This window comes from Micromonospora sp. MGP-C2 (assembly GCF_057766525.1).
The window spans coordinates 2899836-2917581 of the sequence record NZ_JBYMEN010000002.1 but is presented as its reverse complement, the minus strand read 5'-3'; the positions used below and the strand labels follow the sequence as shown (position 1 = coordinate 2917581).

Below are 17746 nucleotides of genomic sequence, written 5' to 3'. Positions count from 1 at the left end.
ACCCGCAGGCGTTGAGGGTGGGGTGGGTCAGCGCTGACGCGGGGCGACCCCGGTCGAGGGGAGCGGCGTGATCGGCTGCCAGCCCAGCGGGGACGACAGGACCATCGTGCTCGACGGCTGGCCGTACGGGGCGAGTCGGTCGATGACGCCCTCGAACGCGCCGATCGAGCCGGCGGCCACCTTCAGCACGCTGCACGCGTCCCCGGTGATCCGGTGGATCTCCAGGATCTCCGGCCAGCCCGCCACCGCCGGGTCGTGCAGGATGCATCGCGCGCCGTAGCAGGACATCCGGATCAGCGCGATCACGGTGCGGCCGGCTCGGCTCAGGTCGACATGGGCGTGGTAGCCGGTGATGACTCCGGACTCCTCCAGCCGGCGAACCCGCTCGGCCACCGCAGGTGGCGACAGGTGCACCCGCCGGGACAACTCGCTGAAGGACAGCCGCGCGTCGGCCTGCAACTCGCGCAGCAGCGCCCAGTCCATGTCGTCCACGCTCAGACCTTACTTTCGTGAACCGACTTCGCCTAGTTGCCTTTGGTTCGCCAGGAGAAGGCGGCGAGAGCCGTTGATCCGGCATTCCGTAGGCCGATCCGACCGAGGGATCATGACGTCGGCGAGTCCGGGGGAGGGAGACGAGATGGTGGATCAGACGGAGCGGCGGGCGCCGAACCGCCCCGCCACGGTGCGACCGGTGACCCCGGGGCAGCGGGCCGCCCAGGCGGAGCGCACCGGTGGCGAGCCCACGCTGGAGTTCGCCGACATGGTGCCGTACGACGCGTACGTGCAGGCCAGCGCCCTGCACCGGATGCAGCACCCGCTCAGCAGCGACCCGGGCGAGATGTCCTTCCTGATGGTCAGCCAGATCATGGAGCTGTACTTCGGGCTGACCTGCCACGAGTTGCGGGAGACCCAGCGGCTGATCCGCGCCGACCAGGTCTGGGAGGCGTTGGCGCCGTTGCGTCGAGCCAAACTGCACCTGGAGGGGCTCAACGCCGCCTGGCAGGGGCTGCGCTGGATGAGCCCGGCCGACTTCAATCGGTTCCGCAACCTGCTCGGCGAGGCCAGCGGCTTCCAGTCGGCCATGTACCGGCAGTTGGAGTTCCTGCTCGGGCTGCGTGACCCGACGCTGATCCGCCCGTTCCGTCGACAGACCGACGTGTACGCCGCGCTGACCGCCGCGCTGGCCACGCCGAGCCTCTGGGACGATGTGCTCGCGCTGCTCGCCCGGCGTGGCTTCGATCTGCCCGCCGACCTGCTCGACCGGGACGTTGCCGTCGAACATGATCCGCATCCGTCGGTCGAGGCGGCCTGGGTACGGATCTACGACGACGGCGGCCCGGACAACCACGTGCGACTGCTCGGTGAGGCGCTGAGTTCGGTCGCGGAGGAGTTCGGCGACTGGCGGTGGAACCACGTCAAGGCGGTGCAGCGGACGATGGGCGCCAAGGTCGGCAGCGGAGGCTCCGCCGGCCTGGCGTGGCTGCAGCGCAGCATGGCCCGGGTGGTTTTCCCGGAGCTGTGGTCGGCCCGCACCGCGATGTGACCGGAGAGCGAGACACCCCTGTGCACACCCCAGAACGAGAGGCGCACCGCCTCGACGAAGCCGACCCGGGTCACCGGCACCTGTTCCACGTGCCCCCGGCCGACGGCGGCGACCACCCCGAGTCGGCGTACCTCGCCGGCAACTCGCTGGGCCTGCAACCCCGGGCCACCCGCGACGAACTCCTCGCCGACCTGGACGCCTGGGCGCGGCTCGGCGTCGAGGGGCACGTCGAGGCGGCGCGCGCGTGGCTGCCGTACCACGAGTTGTTGACCGCGCCGGCCGCGCGACTGGTCGGCGCCCACCCCGCGGAGACCGTGGTGATGAACTCGCTCACGGTCAACCTGCACCTGCTGATGGTGAGCTTCTACCGCCCGGCCGGCGCGCGCACCCGCATCGTCATCGAGGACGCGGCTTTTCCGTCGGACAGCTACGCGGTGCGCAGCCAGGCCCGGTTCCACGGCCTGGACCCGGACGAAACCGTGGTCCGGTTGCGCCCGCGCGACGGTGAGGACGCCCTGCGCACCGAGGACGTGACCGCCTACCTGGCCGCCGAGGGCGACCGGGTGGCGCTGGTGCTGCTCGGCGGGGTCAACTACCTCACCGGTGAGCTGCTGGACATCCCGGCGATCACGGCCGCCGGCCGGGCAGCTGGCGCGGTGGTCGGTTGGGACCTGGCCCACGCGGTCGGCAACGTGCCACTGGCCCTGCACGACTGGGATGTCGACTTCGCCGCGTGGTGCTCCTACAAGTATCTGAACGCGGGTCCGGGTGCCCTGGCCGGCGTCTTCGTGCACGAGCGGCATCTCGGCGACGAGACAGTGCCCCGCTTCGAGGGTTGGTGGAGCACCGCGGCGGCCACCCGCTTCGAGATGACCCCGGTGTCGCGGCCACCCGCAACAGTGGAGGCCTGGCAGATCTCCAACCCGCCGATCTTCGCGATGGGCCCGGTGCGCACCTCGCTGGAGGTGTTCGACGCGGTCGGCATGACGGCGTTGCGCGCCCGCAGCCAGCGACTCACCGGCTGGTTGGAGTCGCTGCTCGACGAGGTCGTCGTCGACCGGCCGTTGCGCGTGGTCACCCCGCGCGACCCGGCTCGGCGGGGCTGCCAGCTTTCGGTGCGCATCGGCCACGGCAGCGCGGCGGAGCTGACCAAACGCCTTAGACACGAGCACGGCGTCATCGCCGACGCCCGCGAACCGGACGTCATCCGGTTCGCCCCGGTGCCGCTCTACTCCACGTACCTCGACTGTTGGCGGGCCGCGGCGGCGCTCGCCGCGACGATGGGGCAGGTGAACTCGTGACCGCGCGGCGCGACGAGGTCGCGATCATCGGTGCCGGCCTGGCTGGTTGCCTGGCCGCCTGCTTCCTGGCCCGGCGCGGCTACCCGGTGGCGCTCTACGAGCGCCGCTCCGACCCGCGGGCCGGCACGGCCGAGCGGGGGCGTTCGATCAACCTGGCGCTCTCCGAGCGCGGCCTGGACGCGTTGCGCAGGATCGGGCTCGCCGAGCAGGTGATGACCGACGCGCTGCCGATGCGGGGCCGGATGATCCACCCGGTCGAGGGGGAGCAGCAGTTCCAGTCGTACAGCGCGGCCGGCGACCGGGCGATCAACTCGATCAGTCGGGGCGCGCTGAACAACGCCCTGCTGGACGAGGCCACCGCGCTGCCCGGGGTGCGGGTCGTCTTCGACCACCGGTTGGTCGGGCTGGACCCGACCGACGGCTCGCTGAGCTTCGAGACACCGCAGGGCACTGTCGCCGCCAAGGCGTCGGTCGTGCTGGGTGCCGACGGCGCCGGCTCCGCGGTGCGGGGGCAGTTGCTCGCGTACGGGTTGCTGAACGAGAGCGTGGACTTCCTCGACTACGGCTACAAGGAGTTGACGATCCCGCCGCTGGGCGGGGACTTCGCCCTGGACCCGGACGCCCTGCACATCTGGCCGCGTGGCACCTCGATGATGATCGCGCTGCCGAACCCGGACCGCTCCTTCACCTGCACGTTGTTCTGGCCCAACGACGGCGCCGGCAGCTTCGCCTCGTTGACCAGCCCGGCTGACATCGAGCGGCACTTCGCCGAGCACTACCCGGACGTCATCCCGCTGGCCCCGAACCTCGTCGACGACTACCAGCACAACCCGGTGGGCGTGCTCGGCACTGTTCGCTGCACGCCCTGGCAGGTCAACGGGAGCGTCGGCCTGCTCGGTGACGCGGCGCACGCGATCGTGCCCTTCTACGGGCAGGGCGCGAACTGCGCCTTCGAGGACGTGGTCGAGTTGGACCGCTGCCTGGACGAGTGCGCCGACGATTGGCTGGCGGCGCTGCCCCTCTTTCAGCGACGCCGGCAGGAGAACGCCGAGGCCATCGCCACGATGGCGCTGACCAACTTCGTGGAGATGCGGGACAAGGTCGCCTCCCCGGTCTTCCAGACGCGGCGGCGGGTGGAGCACGCCCTGGAGCGGGCCCTCCCCGGCCGGTACGTTTCGCAGTACGAGCTGGTGTCGTTCTCCACCACCCCGTACGCGGAGGTGCGCCGCCGGGTGCGCCGACAGCACCGGGTGCTGGGGGCGGTCGTCGGCGGGGCCGCGTTGCTGCTGGTCGGCGCGATCGGCGCGGCACTGAGCCGAGGGAGGCAGGAATGACCGGCCTGTGGGACCCGCGACTGATGGCCGGCCACGCGCCAGGTGGGCCGCAGCGGTTGCGCAACTTCGTCGCCGGCGAGTTCGTCGACGGCGGGTCGACGTTCACCAAGGCCAGCCCGGTCACCGGGGACCAGGTCTTCGAGGTGGACGAGGCGTCGCAGTCCACCGTGGACGACGCGGTGGCCGCCGCCCGGGCGGCGCTGCGCGGGCCGTGGGGCCGGATGGGCGAACGGGAACGCGCCGAGGTGCTGCGCCGGGTCGCCGACGAGTTGGAGCGCCGCTTCGACGATCTGGTCACCGCCGAGGTCGCCGACACCGGCAAGTCCATCGCCCAGGCCCGCACGCTGGACATTCCTCGTGGCGCGGCGAACTTCCGGGCGTTCGCGGAGATCGTCGCGACCGCGCCCACCGAGTCGTTCACGACGGTCACCCCGACCGGCGGCCGGGCGCTCAACTACGCGCTGCGCAAGCCGGTTGGCGTGGTCGCGGTCATCGTGCCGTGGAACCTGCCGCTGCTGCTGCTCACCTGGAAGGTCGCCCCGGCGCTGGCCTGCGGCAACGCCGTGGTGGTCAAGCCCAGCGAGGAAACACCCGCCTCGGCGACGGTGCTCGCCGAGGTGATGGCCGCCGCGGGCGTACCGGCCGGGGTGTTCAACCTGGTGCACGGGTTCGGGCCGGACTCGGCGGGTGAGTTCCTCACCCGCCACCCCGGCGTGGACGCGATCACCTTCACCGGCGAGTCGGCCACCGGTGGCGCGATCATGCGGGCCGCCGCCGACGGCGTGAAGGCGGTCAGCTTCGAGTTGGGCGGCAAGAACGCCGGCCTGGTCTTCGCCGACGCCGACCTGGACGCCGCCGTGGCCGGCTCGGTGCGGTCCAGCTTCACCAACGGTGGGCAGGTGTGCCTCTGCACCGAACGCATCTACGTGCAGCGACCGGTCTTCGAGGAGTTCACGGCCCGGCTGGCGAAGCGGGCCGGTGAGCTGGCATACGGCTGGCCGACCGACGAGGCCACCGCCACCATGCCGCTGATCTCCCACCAGCACCGGTCGAAGGTGCTCGGCGCGTACGAGCTGGCCCGAACCGAGGGCGCCGAGGTGCTCACCGGTGGCGGCACGCCCACCTTCGGTGACACCCGCGACGGCGGGTCGTACGTGCAGCCGACAGTGCTCACCGGGCTCGGCCCGCAGGCGCGCACCAACCGCGAAGAGATCTTCGGGCCGGTGGTGCACGTCGCGCCGTTCGACACCGAGGACGAGGCGTACGCGCTGGCCAACGGCACCGAGTACGGCCTCGCGGCGACCGTCTGGACCCGGGACGTGGGCGTCGCGCACCGGGCCGGCGCCCGGCTCGACGCCGGCATCGTGTGGGTCAACACGTGGTTTCTGCGTGACCTGCGCACCCCGTTCGGCGGGGTGAAGGCGTCCGGCATCGGCCGGGAGGGCGGCGTGCACTCGCTGAACTTCTACTCCGAACTCACCAACGTCTGCGTCGACCTGTCGTGAGCCGTAGCGAGCGTGGACCTGTCGTGAGCCTTAGCGAGGGAGCGGGCATGGAAGCTGACATCGAGGCCGCCAACCGGGAGCTGGCCGACGCCCGCAGCACCGGCAAGCCGTGTGCACCACTTCGGGGCCGGCTGCTGCCGGAGGGCGACGTCGAGTCCGCGTACCACGTGCAGCAGCTCCAGGCACGGGCCTGGCAGGGCCGCGGCGAACGCCGGGTCGGCGCGAAGATCGGGCTGACCTCCCGGGCGGTGCAGGAGACCTTCGGGGTGTTCCAACCGGACTTCGGCATGCTGACCGACGCCATGGCGGTCGGCGACGGGGTGGAGGTGCCCATCGACCGGCTGCTCCAGCCGCGGGTCGAAGCGGAGATCGCGTTCGTGCTCGACAAGGATCTCGCCGACCCGCAGATCACCACTGTCGACCTGATCCGCGCGGTGGATTATGTGCTGCCGGCGATCGAGATCGTCGACTCGCGGATCGCCGGCTGGGACATCTCCATCGTGGACACCGTCGCCGACAACGCCTCCAGCGGGCTCTTCGTCCTCGGCACCACGCCTCGCCGCCTCGCCGACGTCGACCTGCGGCTGTGCGGAATGGTGCTGGAACACGCCGGCGAGCCGGTCTCGGTCGGCGCTGGCGCGGCCTGCCTGGGCAACCCACTGCACGCCCTGCACTGGTTGGCCAGCACGCTCGCCCGCGCCGGTGACCCGCTGCGCGCCGGGGACGTGGTGCTCTCCGGGGCGCTCGGCCCGATGGTCCCGGTCACCCCGGGAGCCGCGTACGAGGCACGGATCTCCGGGCTCGGCTCGGTGCGCACATCCTTCAGCGACAGGGGCGGCCAGTGACCACTAACGTGGCGGTGCTGGGATCGGGAAACATCGGCACCGATCTGATGATCAAAGTGCTCCGGCTGAGTGACAGCCTGAAGATGGTGGCGATGGCCGGCATCGACCCGGCCTCCGACGGCCTGGCGCGCGCTCGCCGGCTCGGCGTCGCCACCACCGCCGACGGCGTGGACGGGCTGGTGGCGATGCCCGAATTCGCCGACGTCGAGCTGGTCTTCGACGCCACCTCGGCGGGAGCGCACCGACACCACGACGAGGTGCTGCGCGCGCACGGCCGCACGGTGGTCGACCTGACCCCGGCCGCGCTCGGCCCGTACGTCGTGCCGCCGGTCAACCTCGACGAGCACCTGCACGAGTCGAACGTCAACATGGTGACCTGCGGTGGGCAGGCGACAGTGCCGATCGTCGCCGCGGTGCGCCGGGTCACCCCGGTGGCGTACGGGGAGATCGTCGCCTCGATCGCCTCCCGGTCGGCCGGCCCGGGCACCCGGGCCAACATCGACGAGTTCACCGAGACCACCGCTCGGGCCATCGAGGTGGTCGGTGGGGCCGAGCGGGGCAAGGCGATCATCGTTCTGAACCCGGCGGACCCGCCACTGCTCATGCGGGACACCGTCTACTGCCTCTGCCCGGACGCCGACGCCGACACCGACGCCATCGCCGCCTCGGTGGCAGACATGGTGGCGGCGGTGCAGGAGTACGTCCCCGGCTACCGGCTCAAGCAGGACGTGCAGTTCGACCGGGTGCGGGCTTACGTGCCGACGCTCGGGCGGCAGCTCACCGCGTTGCAGGTGTCGGTCTTCCTGGAGGTCTCCGGTGCCGGGCACTACCTGCCGGCGTACGCCGGGAACCTGGACATCATGACCTCTGCCGCTCTGCGTACCGCGGAGCGGCTGATCGCCCTGCGTTCTTCGGAGGTGGCCGCGCCATGACCGACCTGTACATCCAGGACGTGACGCTGCGCGACGGCATGCACGCCATCGCCCACCAGTACAGCGTCGAGCAGGTCCGCACCATCGCCGCCGCGCTGGACGCCGCCGGGGTGGCCGCGATCGAGGTGGCGCACGGGGACGGGCTCGCCGGTTCCAGCGTCAACTACGGCCACGGCGCGGCCAGCGACGCCGAGTGGATCTCCGCGGCAGCCGAGGTGCTCACCACGGCGAAGCTGACCACGCTGCTGCTGCCGGGCATCGGCACGATCGCCGACCTGAAGGCCGCGAAGGCCCTCGGGGTGACAAGCGTCCGGATCGCCACCCACTGCACCGAGGCGGACATCTCCGCCCAGCACATCTCCTGGGCGCGGGAGAACGGCATGGACGTAGCCGGGTTCCTGATGATGTCGCACATGAACGACCCGGCCGGGCTAGCCTCTCAGGCCAGGCTCATGGAGTCCTACGGCGCGCACTGCGTCTACGTCACCGACTCCGGCGGCCGGCTGCTGATGTCCGACGTGGCGCAGCGCGTCGACGCGTACCGGCAGGTCCTCGCCCCGGAGACGCAGATCGGCATCCACGCGCACCACAACCTGTCGCTCGGGGTCGCCAACAGCGTGCTCGCCGTCGAACACGGTCGGGTCACCGGGTCCGCGCCGGTCGGCCCGGACGCACCCCACGGCCGGACCGTCCGCGTCGACGCCTCCCTCGCCGGTATGGGCGCGGGCGCCGGCAACGCACCGCTGGAGGTCTTCGTGGCGGTCGCCGAGCTGCACGGCTGGAAGCACGGCTGCGACGTGTTCGCGCTGATGGACGCGGCCGACGACATCGTCCGCCCGTTGCAGGACCGACCGGTCCAGGTGGACCGGGAGACGCTCTCCCTGGGGTACGCGGGGGTCTACTCCAGCTTCCTGCGGCACGCCGAGCGGGCCTCCACCAGGTACGGCGTGGACGTCCGGTCGATCCTGGTCGAGCTGGGCCGGCGCCGGATGGTCGGCGGCCAGGAGGACATGATCGTGGACGTCGCACTCGACCTGGCCGGCAAGGAGCCCTCATGATCGGACCGGACATCGCCGGGATCGCCGAGAAGCTGGGCGTGGCAGCGGCCACGGCCACCGCGATCCCGCAACTCGCCGCCGAGACCGGCCTCGACGTGGATGCCGCGTACGGCGTGCAGGCCGCACTGCTCCAACGCCGGGTGGACGCCGGTGAGCGGCTCGTCGGGCTGAAGATGGGGCTGACCAGCAGGGCGAAGATGGCCCAGGTCGGCGTGGACGAGGTGATCTGGGGGCGGCTCACCAACACGATGCGGGTCCCCGACGGTGGCGTGGTGGACCGGGCCGCGTACATCCATCCCCGGGTCGAGCCGGAGGTGGCGTTCCTGCTGGACCGGCTGCCCGAGCCGGGTGAGCCGGTCGGCGACTTCGCCAGCGCCGTCCGCGCGGTCGCCCCGGCCATCGAGCTGATCGACTCCCGGTACGCGGACTTCCGCTTCTCGCTGCCGGACGTGATCGCCGACAACACCTCGGCCGCCGCGTTCGTGATCGGGCCGTGGTCGCCGGTGCCGGCGGGTCTGGACAACCTGGGTGTGCTGCTGGAGGTCGACGGGCGGGTGGCGCAGGTCGGTTCGACGGCGGCGATCCTCGGCGATCCACGCCGGGCCCTCGACGAGGGCATCCGGCTGGCCGGCCGGCACGGTGTGCGGCTGGAGTCGGGGTGGATCTTCCTGGCCGGCGCCGCCACCGCGGCTGTGCCGCTGCGTCCCGGCGCGCACGTCCGTGCGGTCGTGGAGAAGCTCGGCACCGCGTCGCTGCGGGCGTCGTCGTGACCGCGCGGGTGGTGGCCGGCAAGGCTGTGCCTCGGGGGGCCTTTCCGCACGTCAAGGTGGCGGGTGGGTTCGTCTTCGTCTCGGGTACGTCGTCGCGGCGGGCGGACAACAGCTTCGCCGGTGTCGAGGTGGACGAGTTCGGCACCACCAACCTCGACATCCGGGTGCAGACGCGAGCCGTGATCGAGAACATCGGCGATCTGCTGCGCTCGGTCGGCGCGGACCTCACCGACCTCGTCCAGGTGACGTCGTACCTGGTCAACATGAACGACTTCGGTGGTTACAACGAGGTGTGGGCGGAGTTCTTCGACGCGTCCGGGCCGACCCGCACCACGGTGGCCGTGCACCAGTTGCCCCATCCACACCTGCTCATCGAGATCCAGGCCGTGGCCCTTCTTCCCTCGGGAGGTCAGTCGTGAGTGAGATCGCCGAACCGTTCAGCTTTCCCGGGTGGATCGCGGACAACCAGCACCTGTTGAAGCCGCCGGTGGGCAACAAGGAGATGTTCCCCGGCGGGGACGACTTCATCGTGATGGTGGTGGGCGGGCCCAACCAGCGCACCGACTTCCACGTGGACCCGTACGAGGAGTTCTTCTACCAGGTCAAGGGCAACATGCACATCAACCTGGTCACCCCCGAGGGGCCGCGTACGGTGCACGTGCGCGAGGGTCAGATGTGGATGCTGCCGCGCAACACCCCGCACTCGCCGCAGCGGCCGGAGGCCGGCTCGATCGGCATGGTCGTCGAGCGGGTCCGTGAGGAGGGCACGCTGGAGACGTTCCAGTGGTACTGCCCGGAGTGCGGCAACAAGGTGCACGAGGTGGAGTTGCAGGTCCGCGACATCGCCGCCGACCTACCGCCGGTGTTCCAGTCGTTCTACGCCGACGAGCAGGCACGCACCTGCGCCAACTGCGGCACCCTGCACCCGGGCAAGGGCTGATGCCCGCAGGCGTCGTCGACGTGCACACACACGTCGTACCGAAGGGGTGGCCGGACCTCGGCGCGGCGTGCGGTGGATCCGGCTGGCCGTGGCTGCGGGTCGACTCCGAGCGAGCCGCGATGATCATGGTGGGGGAGACGGAGTTCCGCCCGGTCGGAGCCGAGTGCTGGGACGCGTCGCGCCGGCTGACCGACATGGACGCCGACGGCGTGGACGTGCAGGTGGTCTCGCCCACCCCGGTCTTCTTCAGCTATGACCGCCCGGCCGACCAGGCGGTGAAGGTCGCCCGGATCTTCAACGACCTGACCCTGGAGGTCACCGCCGCCGGTGGCGACCGACTGGTGCCGTTCTGCCAGGTGCCCCTCCAGGACCCGGACGCCGCGTGCGCCGAGCTGGATCGCAGCCTGGCCGCCGGGCACGTGGGTGTGGAGATCGGCAACCACGTCGGCGACCGGGACCTGGACGACGCCGGGGTGGTCACCTTCCTCCAGCACTGTGCCGAGGTGGGCGCACCCGTCTTCGTCCACCCGTGGGACATGCCGGACGGCCCGCGCCTGGACCGCTGGATGGCCCGGTGGCTCACCGGGATGCCCGCCGAGACGCACCTGTCGGTGCTGGCGATGATCCTGGGCGGCGTCTTCGACCGGGTGCCCGAGACGTTGCGGATCTGCTTCGCACACGGTGGTGGCAGCTTCCCGTTCTGGCTCGGCCGCGCCGACAACGCCTGGCACCGCCGTGGCGACCTGGTCCGTGGCGCGTCCGTCGCCCCGCCCAGCAGCTACGTCGACCGGTTCAGCGTCGACTCGGTGGTCTTCGCGGCACCCGCGCTGCGGCTGCTGGTCGACACGATGGGGGAGGACCGGGTGCTGGTCGGCAGCGACTACCCGTACCCGCTGGGGGAACGCCCGGCCGGCGCGGTGGTCCGCGACGCCGACTTCCTCACCGACGCCCAGCGCGACAAGCTCCTCTCCACCAACGCCCAGCGCTTCCTGCGCGGCTGAGCGCATCTGTGGGCCGGTGGGCCGAGTGGGTGGGGAGTCCGGCGTGTGTCGGACGCCTGGGGCCCGTCCCAGCGTGCAGGATGAGGGAATGGCCGAGCCGCACGACCTGACCGCGTTGGAACAGGCCGCCGCGATCGCCCGCGGCGAGCTGACCAGCGTCGACCTGGTCGAGCATTGTCTGGGCCGGGTGGCCGCGCTCGGCGACACCGTGGGCGCGTTCGTCACCGTCACCGAGGACCTCGCCCGGCAGGCCGCACGCGCCGCCGACGCCGTGCCGGTCGAGGAGCGCGGCCCGCTGCACGGTGTGCCGACCGCGATCAAGGACCTGACCCTCACCGCCGGCGTGCGCACCACCTTCGGTTCGGCCGCCTTCGTCGACTTCGTCCCGCCGGTCGACGCCGACGTGGTCCGGTTCATCAAGGCCGCCGGCCTGGTCAGCCTCGGTAAGACGACCACCTCCGAGTTGGGCTGCTCGCTCTACTCCGAGGGCCGGGTCGCGCCGCCGGCCCGCAATCCGTGGCAGCTGGCGTACACCGCTGGTGGGTCCAGCGGCGGCGCGGCGGCGGCGGTGGCTGCCGGGCTGGTCCCGGTCGCCCAGGGGTCCGACGGCGGTGGCTCGCTGCGCATCCCGGCGTCGCTCTGCGGCCTGGTCGGCTACAAGCCCAGCCGTGGCGTGGTCTCCGGCGGGCCGCTCGGCTCCGGCGCGTTCGGCCTGCCCACCAGCGGCCCGCTCGGGCGGACCGTCGCCGACGTCGCCGCGCTGCTCGATGTGATGGCCGTGCCGGTCCTCGGCGAGCCCTACCTGTCGCCGCCCGCGCCGCCCGGCGGATATCTGGCCGTGGCACGCCGGGCCGAGCCCGGCCCGCTGCGCATCGGCCGGTTCACCACGCCGATGCTCGCCGACGAGCCGGTGCACCCCGACTGCGTGGCCGCCGTGGACCGGGCCGCCGCGCTGCTCACCGCGGCCGGCCACGAGGTGGTCGAGGTGCCGCCGCCGCTCGGGCCGGCGGTGTGGCCGCTGTTCGAGATCCTCTGGTACGTGCTGGCGCTCGCCCCGGTGCCGCCGCAGCGGGAGGCGGAGCTGCTGCCGTTGACCCGGCTGATGCGCGCCCGGGGTGCGGAGATCTCCGCCGGCACGCTGGCCGCCACCCTCGGTGAGTTGCAGGCTCAGGTCCGCCTCGGCGCCCGTCGCACCGCCGGGGTCGACCTGCTGCTCTGTCCCACCCTGGCCGCGCCGCAGGCGCCCGTCGGCTGGTTCACCGCCGATGATGACCCGGCGGCCGACTTCGACCGGCAACGCCGCTTCTCGCCCTACTGCGCCATCTTCAACGTCACCGGCGATCCCTCCGTCTCCCTGCCGGTCGGCACCACCACCGACGGCCTGCCCGTCGGGGTGCTGCTCACCGGCCGGTACGGCGACGACGCGCGGCTCATCGCGACCGCTGCGCAACTGGAGAACTCCAGTGACGGATGGGATCGGCACCCCGCAATCTGGCGGGCCGTCGACTCCGCTAACGTGAATGGTGACGGCGTCGGGTGGCCAGCATCATGATCATCCATCCGACCCGCTTGTTCGAGGTCGTCCTTCTTCCGCCTGGGGGCGTTGGGATTGTCTGTTACCGAGACGTTGCTGGTCTTCGTCGGCATCCCGCTGGCCGCGGTGCTGGTCATCGCCGGCCTCACCTATGCCGGTAGCAGCGGTGGTGCCACCGGCGGTGGCCGTGGTGCCAAGCGCTACCGCCCGGGCCGGCCCTTCGACTTCACTCCGGTCTGGTTCCTGGGCCGCCCGGAGCAGTTGGCCGACTCGGCCGGCACCGCGCTGACGGCGGGGGCGCAGGCGCCCGCGCTGACCAGCCACAAGCTTGAGCAGGCCAGCGTCGAGGCGCCGGCCGGTGGAACCGGAGGCGCAAGTGACCGTTGGTGAAAAGCACGCCGGGTCGGAAAATCCGCCCGAGGTGCTGGACGGGCCCTTCTCGACCCGCCAGCTGCTGCGCATCGACGAGGCGTTGCGCCTTGCCGACCAGGGCACCGGCCTGGTCTTCTCGGTCTTCGTCGGTGGTCTCGACGAGCCCGTCCGGGAGCACGCCCAGCGGCTGCACCGTCAGCTCGCCGACCCGGACAAGTCGGTGCTGATCGCGGTGTCGCCCAACCAGCGTCAGCTGGAGATCATCACCGGCCGGTACGCGCGCAAGCGCATCCCCGACACGTACGCCAAGCTGGCCGCGCTCTCGATGGCCGGCGCGTTCAGCGGCGGTGACCTGGCCGGCGGCATCATCAACGGCCTCGACCAGCTCTCCAGCCACGCCGGCAAGGGCTGAGCCTCTCCTCGTACGACGAAGCCCGGCCCGCTGTTCGCGGGCCGGGCTTTCGGACCTTAACGGGGCCAGGCGGAGGGGTCGAGGCGCATCGGCCACGGCTCGTCGATCTGCACCGGGTCGTCTGGGCCGACCGTGCCGAGCAGGTTGTAGTGAACGCCCTTCACCAGCTCGTAGCGATATATCACGGGGCCGAAGTCGCCGCGCTCGACCCGCCAGTAGGCGGGAATGCCGACCTCAGCGTAGAGCGCAGGCTTGGTGAACCGGTCATGCCGACGGCTGCTCGGTGATTCCACCTCGACGACAAGCGCCACATCCGCTGCTTCGATCCAGGTGCCGTCCGCAGGGGCCGTCGGCTTCAGCACGGTGACATCAGGAATGAGATTGCTTCCGGCGGCACGAAGCCCCGCCTCCCGGATCACCCGCCATCCGGTCGGCGTCGCCGCTCGCAGGGCTGCCCGTAGCTCATCGGCCAGTTCCTGGTGGCCGAAACCCGGTGGTGGGGTCACGTGCAGGCTCCCGTCGATGATCTCGTAGTGGTTCCCATCCTCGGGAAGGTTGAACAGGTCCTGCTCGCGCCACTCGCGCGCAGGGGGTCGCCACTCGTAGATCGGCTGTGCCATCACGTCCACCTCCTTTCGCAACCATAACGGCCCGTGCCAGCGTCGGCTCCCGCCCACGCCGGCACGGGCCGCGTACTCCTGATCAGCTCTGCTCGGCGTCCTTCGCGCGGGCCTTGAGCGCCCGCAGGACACCGTCGCGGCCCTCGGCGACCAGCCGGCGCAGCGGGGCGGGGTGCCCGTCGCCGGCCAGCCACGCGTCGGTGGCCGCCACCGTGTCGTCCTCCACCAGGTAGGCCGGGTATGCCAATTGGGCGAACTCCTGCGCCGGCTCGCTGTCCCGGGTGGCCCAGACCTGAGCCACCGTCTCGAAGTACCGCTCCCGGTACGGGGCGATCAGCTCCACCTGGGTCGGGTGCGCGAAGCCCTGCAACAGCGCCCGGTGCCGCCAGTTGGGCAGCGCGTCGGGGCCGGTCAGCAGCGCCCACAGGGCGGCCTTGTTCTCGGCCGTCGGCAACAACGCCTGGGCGTACGCGGCCTCCCGCTCACCGCTCGCGGTGCGGTCGCCGGCCAGCTCCGCCTCGATCTCGGCGGCACCGGCCGCGCCGTTGGCCACCAGCGCGGCGAGGACCGACCAGCGCAGCTCGGTGTCCACGGTCAGCCCGGCCGGAATGCCGGTGTCGTCCAGCCAACCGCGCAGGGTCGCCAGGTCCTCGTCGGAGCGGGCCGCCGAGGCGAACGCGCGGGCCCAGGCCAGCTGGAAGCCGCTGCCGGGCTCGGCGCTGGCGAGCGCGTCCCGGGCGGTACGGGCCAGGTCGGCCCAGCCGGTCGGCGCCCAGGCCGGGTCGGCGTACAGGGTGAGCGCGGTGGTCGCCTGCCGCAGGGTGGCGGTGACCAGGTTGATGTCGGTCTCGGCGGGCAGCCCGCTCAGCGTGAGCGCCACGTAGTCACGGGCCGACAGCTCGGCGTCGCGGATCATGTCCCACGCGGCGGTCCAGCACAGCGCCCGGGCCAGCGACGACTCGAAGCCACCGATGTGCTGCACCACGTTGGCCATCGACCGGTCGTCGAGGCGCAGCTTGGTGTAGCTCAGGTCGTCGTCGTTGAGCAGCAGCACGTCGGCCGCCCGGACACCGCGCAGCTCGGCGAGGTCGGTCCGCTCGCCGGTCACGTCCACCTCGTAGCGCTCGCGACGGACCAGCCGCCCGTCGGTGATGTCGTACAGGCCCACGCCGATCCGGTGCGTCCGCAGCGTCGGGTATGCCGTCGGCGCCTCCTGGAGGACGGCCACCTGCTCGTAGGTGCCGTCCGCGCCGATGGTCACCTCCGGGCGGAGCGTGTTGACCTGTGCGGTCTCCAGCCACTGCGCCGCGAACTTGCGCAGCTCCCGGCCGGAGGCCGCCTCCAGCTCGGTGAGCAGGTCGTCGAAGGTGGCGTTGCCCCAGGCGTGCTTGCCGAAGTAGGCCCGCAGCCCGGCGACGAACGGCTCCTCACCCACGTACGCGACGAGCTGCTTGAGGACGCTCGCGCCCTTGGCGTAGGTGATGCCGTCGAAGTTGACCTCGACGGCCTCCATGTCCGGCATCTCGGTGTAGACCGGGTGCGTGGAGGAGAGCTGGTCCTGCCGGTAGCCCCAGTTCTTGCGGATGGACAGGAACGTCGTCCACGCCTCGGTGAACCGGGTGGCGTGGGTGTTGCACCAGTGGCTGGCCCACTCGGCGAACGACTCGTTGAGCCACAGGTCGTTCCACCAGCGCATGGTGACCAGGTCGCCGAACCACATGTGGGCCAGCTCGTGCAGGATCGTGTTGGCCCGCTGCTCGTACTCGAAGTCGGTGACCTGCGAGCGGAACAGGTAGTGCGACTCGGCGTGCGTGACGCAGCCGAAGTTCTCCATCGCGCCGGCGTTGAAGTCGGGCACCCAGAGCTGGTCGTACTTCGGCAGCGGGTAGCGCACGCCGAACTTCTCGTGGAAGAAGTCGAAGCCCTGCTTGGTGATCAGGAACAGGTCGTCGGCGTCCAGGTAGCGCGCCATCGATGCGCGGCAGAACACCCCCAGGTCGATGCCGTCGTGGCTGTCCCGCACCTCGTGGTACGGGCCGGCGCACATCGCGGTGATGTAGGTGCTCATCCGGGGCGACACGGTGAAGTGCAGGGTCTTGAGCCCCTCACCCGCCGGCTCCTCGCGCTGCACGGGCATGTTGGACACGGCCCGCCAGTGCGCCGGCACCGTGGCGTGCCAGGTGTAGACGCTCTTCAGGTCGGGCTGGTCGAAGCAGGCGAACACCCGCTGCGCGTCGGCCGTCTCGAACTGGCTGTAGAGGTACGTCTCGCCGTCCACCGGGTCGACAGTGCGGTGCAGACCCTGGCCGCTGTTGGAGTAACCGAAGTCGGCGTCGACGACCAGCGTGTTGTCGCTGTCCAGGGAGGACAGCACCAGGCCCTTCTCGGCCGACCAGTCGGAGAGGTCGACGGGGGAGCCGTTCAGCGTCGCGGAACGCACCGACTCGGCGGCCAGCTCGATGAACGTGCTCGCACCCGGCTCCGAGCAGCGGAAACGCACCTCGGTCGTGGACCGGAACGTGCGGCCGTCCGCCGCCAGCACGGCGGTGGACAGGTCCAGACTGATGTCGTACCCCGTCACATTGAGCAGGCGGGCCCGCTCGGTCGCCTCGACCTGCGTCAGGTTGCGCACTCCCGGCACTGTTCGTCTCCATCCCAACATCTCGCCGTACGCCCGGCGGCGCCCGTCTGCCAACCGCTCGTGGCGGCCGGCCCGAACCGAGTCTTCCATGTACGAGCAGCCCGCGGTGGCCGAGGTCACGCTCTCATTCGGGTGCCGCTCGACGGGGTGCGGGGTGAAGATTCCCCTGAGACGCCGGACTGCCGGCGCCCCCGTCGCGAAGGGACCTCACCGTGACCGATCGTGTCACCGCCGACATGTGGTTCGACCCGGCCTGCCCGTGGGCGTGGATCACATCCCGCTGGCTGCTTGAGGTCGAGCAGGTCCGTGACGTGGACATCCGTTTCCACGTGATGAGCCTCGCCGTGCTCAACGATGGCCGGGACGAGCTGCCCGAGGAATACAGGGAGTTCCTGAAGACCGCCTGGGGCCCGGTGCGGGTCTGCATCGCCGCCGAGCAGCGGTACGGCAACGACGCCCTGCGTCCCCTCTACACCGCGCTCGGCACCCGGATCCACCTCGGCAAGGAGGAGCGGGGTCACGGGCTTTACGTCGCCGCGCTGACCGACGCCGGTCTGGACCCGGCGCTGGCCGCGGCCGCCGACAGCACCGACTACGACGAGGCGCTGCGGGCCAGCCACGAGACCGGGATGCGCCCGGTCGGACAGGACGTCGGCACGCCGGTCGTCCACGCGCCCGGTCCGGACGGCACCCCTGTCGCGTTCTTCGGCCCGGTGATCACCCCGGCTCCGAAGGGGGAGGCCGCGGGCCGGCTCTGGGATGGCGTCCTGCTGGTCGCCGGCACGCCGGGCTTCTACGAGCTCAAGCGCACCCGGGAGCAGGGCCCGATCTTCGACTGAGGTGTACCTATGGGCCCCCGGTCGACGCCCGGCGTCGATCGGGGGTCCTTTCCATCGCCGACCACCTCCGCAGCGCGCCCCGCTCGGCGTGTCGCGTCG

At 71.5% G+C, this 17746-nt stretch carries 18 protein-coding genes; 15 read left to right on the top strand and 3 right to left on the bottom strand.

Annotated elements, in window-relative coordinates; genetic code table 11:
* Positions 1 to 27 precede the first annotated feature (27 nt).
* Positions 28 to 492: an Lrp/AsnC family transcriptional regulator gene (locus tag AC3CF1_RS12995; RefSeq protein WP_088949776.1), complete on the bottom strand. Its 465-nt coding sequence runs from the start codon at positions 490 to 492 to the stop codon at positions 28 to 30.
* 148 nt (positions 493 to 640) lie between these two features.
* Here AC3CF1_RS12995 and AC3CF1_RS12990 point away from each other — a divergent pair, with 148 nt between their 5' ends.
* The 14 genes from AC3CF1_RS12990 to AC3CF1_RS12925 all read left to right on the top strand — a co-directional run bounded on the left by AC3CF1_RS12990 (position 641) and on the right by AC3CF1_RS12925 (position 13547).
* Positions 641 to 1543 carry a tryptophan 2,3-dioxygenase gene (locus AC3CF1_RS12990; protein WP_088951966.1) on the top strand — a complete coding sequence of 301 codons (903 nt, stop codon included), beginning with the start codon at positions 641 to 643 and terminating at the stop codon, positions 1541 to 1543.
* A complete protein-coding gene (gene kynU, locus AC3CF1_RS12985) occupies positions 1519 to 2844 on the top strand; it encodes a kynureninase (protein ID WP_354983998.1) in 1326 nt (441 codons plus the stop codon). Before AC3CF1_RS12990 ends, kynU begins: the two co-directional genes overlap by 25 nt.
* Positions 2841 to 4178 (top strand): FAD-dependent oxidoreductase, encoded by a 1338-nt coding sequence (locus tag AC3CF1_RS12980; protein ID WP_354983995.1) that lies wholly within the window; start codon positions 2841 to 2843, stop codon positions 4176 to 4178. Before kynU ends, AC3CF1_RS12980 begins: the two co-directional genes overlap by 4 nt.
* Positions 4179 to 4201: 23 nt before the next feature.
* Positions 4202 to 5683 carry a 2-hydroxymuconic semialdehyde dehydrogenase gene (locus tag AC3CF1_RS12975; protein WP_354983997.1) on the top strand — a complete coding sequence of 494 codons (1482 nt, stop codon included), beginning with the start codon at positions 4202 to 4204 and terminating at the stop codon, positions 5681 to 5683.
* A gap of 47 nt (positions 5684 to 5730) precedes the next feature.
* Positions 5731 to 6528 (top strand): 2-keto-4-pentenoate hydratase, encoded by a 798-nt coding sequence (locus AC3CF1_RS12970; RefSeq protein WP_210795448.1) that lies wholly within the window; start codon positions 5731 to 5733, stop codon positions 6526 to 6528.
* A complete protein-coding gene (locus AC3CF1_RS12965; RefSeq protein WP_330465680.1) occupies positions 6525 to 7460 on the top strand; it encodes an acetaldehyde dehydrogenase (acetylating) in 936 nt (311 codons plus the stop codon). Before AC3CF1_RS12970 ends, AC3CF1_RS12965 begins: the two co-directional genes overlap by 4 nt.
* Positions 7457 to 8518: a 4-hydroxy-2-oxovalerate aldolase gene (gene dmpG, locus AC3CF1_RS12960; protein ID WP_488450556.1), complete on the top strand. Its 1062-nt coding sequence runs from the start codon at positions 7457 to 7459 to the stop codon at positions 8516 to 8518. The genes AC3CF1_RS12965 and dmpG overlap by 4 nt, the downstream gene beginning before the upstream one ends.
* The gene (locus tag AC3CF1_RS12955; protein ID WP_488450555.1) at positions 8515 to 9288 is read left to right on the top strand and encodes a 2-keto-4-pentenoate hydratase; all 774 of its coding nucleotides are present in this window, start codon (positions 8515 to 8517) and stop codon (positions 9286 to 9288) included. The genes dmpG and AC3CF1_RS12955 overlap by 4 nt, the downstream gene beginning before the upstream one ends.
* Entirely contained in the window at positions 9285 to 9707 is a 423-nt protein-coding gene (locus AC3CF1_RS12950; RefSeq protein ID WP_488450554.1) for a RidA family protein, read from the top strand. The genes AC3CF1_RS12955 and AC3CF1_RS12950 overlap by 4 nt, the downstream gene beginning before the upstream one ends.
* Complete coding sequence (locus AC3CF1_RS12945) at positions 9704 to 10228, top strand: 3-hydroxyanthranilate 3,4-dioxygenase (RefSeq protein WP_354983992.1); 525 nt, start codon at positions 9704 to 9706, stop codon at positions 10226 to 10228. The genes AC3CF1_RS12950 and AC3CF1_RS12945 overlap by 4 nt, the downstream gene beginning before the upstream one ends.
* A complete protein-coding gene (locus tag AC3CF1_RS12940) occupies positions 10228 to 11229 on the top strand; it encodes an amidohydrolase family protein (protein WP_488450553.1) in 1002 nt (333 codons plus the stop codon). The genes AC3CF1_RS12945 and AC3CF1_RS12940 overlap by 1 nt, the downstream gene beginning before the upstream one ends.
* A gap of 88 nt (positions 11230 to 11317) precedes the next feature.
* A complete protein-coding gene (locus AC3CF1_RS12935) occupies positions 11318 to 12781 on the top strand; it encodes an amidase (protein ID WP_488450552.1) in 1464 nt (487 codons plus the stop codon).
* Positions 12782 to 12838: 57 nt separating this feature from the next.
* The gene (ctaJ, locus tag AC3CF1_RS12930; RefSeq protein ID WP_435794572.1) at positions 12839 to 13153 is read left to right on the top strand and encodes an aa3-type cytochrome oxidase subunit CtaJ; all 315 of its coding nucleotides are present in this window, start codon (positions 12839 to 12841) and stop codon (positions 13151 to 13153) included.
* On the top strand, positions 13140 to 13547 hold the full coding sequence (locus tag AC3CF1_RS12925) for a DUF5130 family protein (protein WP_088949767.1): 408 nt from the start codon (positions 13140 to 13142) through the stop codon (positions 13545 to 13547). Before ctaJ ends, AC3CF1_RS12925 begins: the two co-directional genes overlap by 14 nt.
* A 56-nt stretch (positions 13548 to 13603) precedes the next feature.
* Here the strand turns inward: AC3CF1_RS12925 and AC3CF1_RS12920 are convergent, their stop codons facing one another.
* Both AC3CF1_RS12920 and pepN read right to left on the bottom strand, forming a co-directional pair.
* The gene (locus AC3CF1_RS12920; RefSeq protein ID WP_185755400.1) at positions 13604 to 14167 is read right to left on the bottom strand and encodes a Uma2 family endonuclease; all 564 of its coding nucleotides are present in this window, start codon (positions 14165 to 14167) and stop codon (positions 13604 to 13606) included.
* Between the two features lie 82 nt (positions 14168 to 14249).
* On the bottom strand, positions 14250 to 16799 hold the full coding sequence (gene pepN, locus AC3CF1_RS12915) for an aminopeptidase N (RefSeq protein ID WP_488452074.1): 2550 nt from the start codon (positions 16797 to 16799) through the stop codon (positions 14250 to 14252).
* A gap of 221 nt (positions 16800 to 17020) precedes the next feature.
* Here pepN and AC3CF1_RS12910 point away from each other — a divergent pair, with 221 nt between their 5' ends.
* Complete coding sequence (locus AC3CF1_RS12910) at positions 17021 to 17647, top strand: mycothiol-dependent nitroreductase Rv2466c family protein (protein ID WP_488450551.1); 627 nt, start codon at positions 17021 to 17023, stop codon at positions 17645 to 17647.
* Positions 17648 to 17746 lie beyond the last annotated feature (99 nt).

What these genes read in the sequence shown, in the direction of transcription:
- AC3CF1_RS12955 (WP_488450555.1), top strand. Translation starts at nt 8,515, where the DNA reads ATGATCGGACCGGACATCGCCGGGATCGCCGAGAAGCTGGGCGTGGCA.
- AC3CF1_RS12935 (WP_488450552.1), top strand. Translation starts at nt 11,318, where the DNA reads ATGGCCGAGCCGCACGACCTGACCGCGTTGGAACAGGCCGCCGCGATC.
- AC3CF1_RS12975 (WP_354983997.1), top strand. Translation starts at nt 4,202, where the DNA reads ATGGCCGGCCACGCGCCAGGTGGGCCGCAGCGGTTGCGCAACTTCGTC.
- dmpG (WP_488450556.1), top strand. Translation starts at nt 7,457, where the DNA reads ATGACCGACCTGTACATCCAGGACGTGACGCTGCGCGACGGCATGCAC.
- AC3CF1_RS12940 (WP_488450553.1), top strand. Translation starts at nt 10,228, where the DNA reads ATGCCCGCAGGCGTCGTCGACGTGCACACACACGTCGTACCGAAGGGG.
- AC3CF1_RS12920 (WP_185755400.1), bottom strand. Translation starts at nt 14,167, where the DNA reads ATGGCACAGCCGATCTACGAGTGGCGACCCCCTGCGCGCGAGTGGCGC.
- AC3CF1_RS12970 (WP_210795448.1), top strand. Translation starts at nt 5,731, where the DNA reads ATGGAAGCTGACATCGAGGCCGCCAACCGGGAGCTGGCCGACGCCCGC.